At 66.5% G+C, this 3,417-nt stretch carries 3 protein-coding genes; 1 reads left to right on the top strand and 2 read right to left on the bottom strand.

What is annotated here, in order from left to right; translation table 11 throughout:
• On the top strand, positions 1-651 hold a 651-nt coding region (locus tag EOA75_RS30750), incomplete at its 5' end, for a saccharopine dehydrogenase C-terminal domain-containing protein (protein WP_281058588.1).
• A 173-nt stretch (positions 652-824) separates the two neighbouring features.
• Here the strand turns inward: EOA75_RS30750 and lpdA are convergent.
• Both lpdA and EOA75_RS30740 read right to left on the bottom strand, forming a co-directional pair.
• Complete coding sequence (gene lpdA / locus EOA75_RS30745) at positions 825-2,222, bottom strand: dihydrolipoyl dehydrogenase (RefSeq protein WP_127325914.1); 1,398 nt, start codon at positions 2,220-2,222, stop codon at positions 825-827.
• 276 nt (positions 2,223-2,498) lie between these two features.
• Positions 2,499-3,417, bottom strand: a 919-nt coding sequence (locus EOA75_RS30740; RefSeq protein WP_164747686.1) for a dihydrolipoamide acetyltransferase family protein, incomplete at its 5' end; no start/stop codon positions are given.

Raw genomic sequence — 3,417 nt, 5'->3', positions numbered from 1 at the left:
CTGCCGCAATATCCGTCGAACGCTTTGAACTACAACCTCACCTGGAGCACCGACGGCGTCATCAACGAATATTGCGAGCCTTGCGAGGCGATCGTCGAGGGCGAGCTGGTCGAGGTGCCCCCGCTGGAGGAGCGCGAGGAATTCTCGCTCGACGGCGTCACCTACGAGGCCTTCAACACCTCCGGCGGACTCGGCACTCTGGCCGAGACGCTGAAAGGCAAGGTGCGGACGCTGAACTACCGCACCATCCGCTATCCCGGTCATGCCGCCATCATGAAGGCGCTGCTCAACGACCTCGGGCTGCGCCACCGCCGCGACGTGCTGAAGGACATTTTCGAGAGCGCCCTACCGGCGACGCTGCAGGATGTCGTCATCGTCTTCGTCACCGTCTCGGGCCGCCGCAACGGCCGCCTGCTGCAGGAGACCTACGCCAACAAGATCTATTCGCACCGCGTCGGCAACGTCGTGCGCAGCGCCATCCAGATCACCACCGCCTCCGGCATCTGCGCCGTGCTCGACATGCTGGCCGACGGCACGCTGCCGGCGAAAGGTTTCGTCCGGCAGGAAGACATCGCGCTCGACGCATTTCTGGCCAACCGCTTCGGCCGCGCCTACGCCCAGCACGAGACGGCGAGCCGCCTGGCGGGCTGAGCTTTGTGATCTCCCCCCTTGAGGGGGAGATGTCGCCAAAGGCGACAGAGGGGGGTCCTCTCAACCAGTGCAGCGCATGTGAAAGCCAGAGACGGAAGTCGGCGCTTCACGCGCGGCGACCCCCTCTGGCCTGCCGGCCATCTCCCCCTCAAGGGGGGGAGATCCCGCTCCCTCTAAACATGCAGCGCGTGCCCGAGCGCCTTCAGCGCCGCTTCCTGGAAGCCCTCGCCCTGGGTCGGATGCGCATGAATGGTGCCTGCTATATCCTCCAGCCGCGCGCCCATTTCGAGCGCAAGGCCAAAGGCCGCGGCCAATTCCGAAACGCACTGCCCGACCGCCTGGATGCCCAGCACCAGATGGTTGTCCGCGCGGGCGACGATGCGCACGAACCCGTCCTCGCCTTGCCTGGTCATGGCGCGGCCGTTGGCTGCGAACGGAAAATGTCCGATCTTGATCTCGCCGGCGAGCGCCTTCGCCTCGTCCGGCGACAGGCCGGCGGTGACCAGCTCGGGATCGGTGAAGCAGATCGCCGGGATCGCGCGCTTGTCCCAGCCTCGTTTGTGGCCGGCGACGATCTCGGCCACCATCTCGCCCTGCGCCATCGCCCGGTGCGCCAGCATCGGCTCTCCGGTGACATCGCCGATAGCGTAGATGCCCCGCATCGAGGTGCGGCACTGGTCGTCGATGCGGATGAATTTTCCGACCATGTCGAGGTCGATCTGCTCCAGCCCCCAGCCCTCGGTGAGCGGCTTGCGCCCCACCGTGACCAGGACCCTGTCGGCGGCGATCTTGGCGTTCTTGCCATCTGCCGTCTCGACCATAAGCGCATCGCCCTTGGTCGACAGCCCCTTGGCCTTGGCACCCAGCATCACCTCGATGCCGAGCTCGCCGAGCCGCTTCAGCACCGGCCGCGTCAGCTCGGCATCATATTGCGCAAGCACGCGCGGCAGGGCTTCGACCACGGCGACCTTGGCGCCCATCTTGGCGAAGGCCATGCCGAGCTCGAGCCCGATATAGCCGCCGCCGACGACGGCGAGCTTGTCCGGCACCTCGCTCAGCGCCAGCGCTTCGGTCGACGAGATGACCGGGCCGCCGAAGGGCAGGAACGGCAGTTCGGCCGGCACCGAGCCGCTGGCGATCACCACCGCCTCGGCGCGGATCACCTGGCTTCCCGTCTCGGTCTCGACCTCGACGGTCTTGCCGTCGCGGAACGTCGCCCAGCCCTGCACGGTCTTGACCTTGGCTTTCTTCAGCAGGCCAGCGACGCCGCTGTTCAGCCGGCTAACGACGCCGTCCTTCCATGCGACCGTCTTGGTCAGGTCGAGCGTCGGCGGGGCGACCGCGATGCCGAGCGGCCCCTTGCCGCCGGCCATGTGCGCGATCTTCTCGAACTCTTCCGCCGCATGGATCAGCGCCTTGGACGGGATGCAGCCGACATTGAGGCAGGTGCCGCCCGGCTTGCCGAACTCGACGATCACCGTGTCGACGCCGAGCTGCCCGGCGCGGATGGCGCAGACATAGCCGCCCGGACCGGCGCCGATGACGAGCAGCTTGCAGGAGATCTCTTTCATGGGCTTCTCGTTGCTGAGCACGGGGATTTTGGCAGAGGGTTAGGGCCTGGCGAACGCAGACCGTGGCGATTGGCCGATATCCGTGGAATCTCGTGATCCTGGGGCGGAGCAAGGAGCGTAGTGACGCGCGTAGACCCCAGGATCCATGCCGTGACGTGAAGGCGTTGCAACGCTCCAGAATTCTGGTCCGCCGCGCCCTTCGGGCGAGGTCGCGGCATCGATCCTCGGGTCAAGCCCGAGGATGACGAGGGGGCAACGTCGTCCGTATCCATACGACTATTCCACGAAGATCAGCGCCGGCGTCTCAAGCAACGCCTTGATCCGCTGCACGAAAACCGCGGCGTCCCAGCCGTCGATGACCCGATGGTCGAAGCTGGACGACAGATTCATCATCTTGCGCGGAAGGAACTGCGCGCCGTCCCATACCGGCCGAACCATGATCTTGTTGACGCCGACGATCGCCACTTCCGGATAATTGATGACCGGCGTGGTCGCCACGCCGCCCATCGCCCCGAGCGAGGTGATGGTGATGGTCGAGCCGGAAAGCTCATCGCGCGTCGCCGTGCCGGACTTGGCCGCGTCGGCAAGCCGGTTGATCTCGGCGGCGCTTTCCCAGAGGTCGCGCGCCTCGGCATGCTTGACCACCGGCACGACGAGCCCGGTCGGCGTCTGGGCGGCGATGCCGACATGGATGCCCGCGTGTTGGTGAATAACGCCGGCCTCGTCGTCGAACAGCGCGTTGAGGTTCGGCTGATCGGCGATCGCCTTGACCATTGCCCGCATCAGGAACGGCAGCAGCGTCAGCTTCGGCCGGTCTTGCCGCTTCTCTTTGTTGAGCGCGGCGCGCAGTTCTTCCAGCGCCGTGACGTCGATCTCCTCGACATAGGTGATATGGGGAATGTGCGACTTTGCCAGCGCCATCTTCTCGGCGATCTTGCGCCGCAGCCCGACGACCTTGATGTCCTCGATGCCCTCCTTGCGGGCAAGGCCGGTGGCGCGGGCAAGCTGCGGGCCGCGCGCCAGGAAGGCCTCGATGTCCTCATGGCTGATGCGCCCGGCCGGACCGCTGCCTGCAACCTGGCGCAGATCGATGCCGGCTTCCTTGGCGCGCAGTCGGACGGCAGGAGAAGCCAGCGGCTTTTCGCCTTCCGCGCGCGGCGCGCCGATGACGGACGCCGGGCGCCCAGCCTTCGGT

The sequence above is a fragment of the Mesorhizobium sp. M1A.F.Ca.IN.022.07.1.1 genome (assembly GCF_003997575.1).
Taxonomy (GTDB): Bacteria; Pseudomonadota; Alphaproteobacteria; order Rhizobiales; family Rhizobiaceae; genus Mesorhizobium.
The sequence above is the reverse complement of the archived record's forward strand: the minus strand, read 5'-3'. Positions and strand labels throughout refer to the sequence as shown.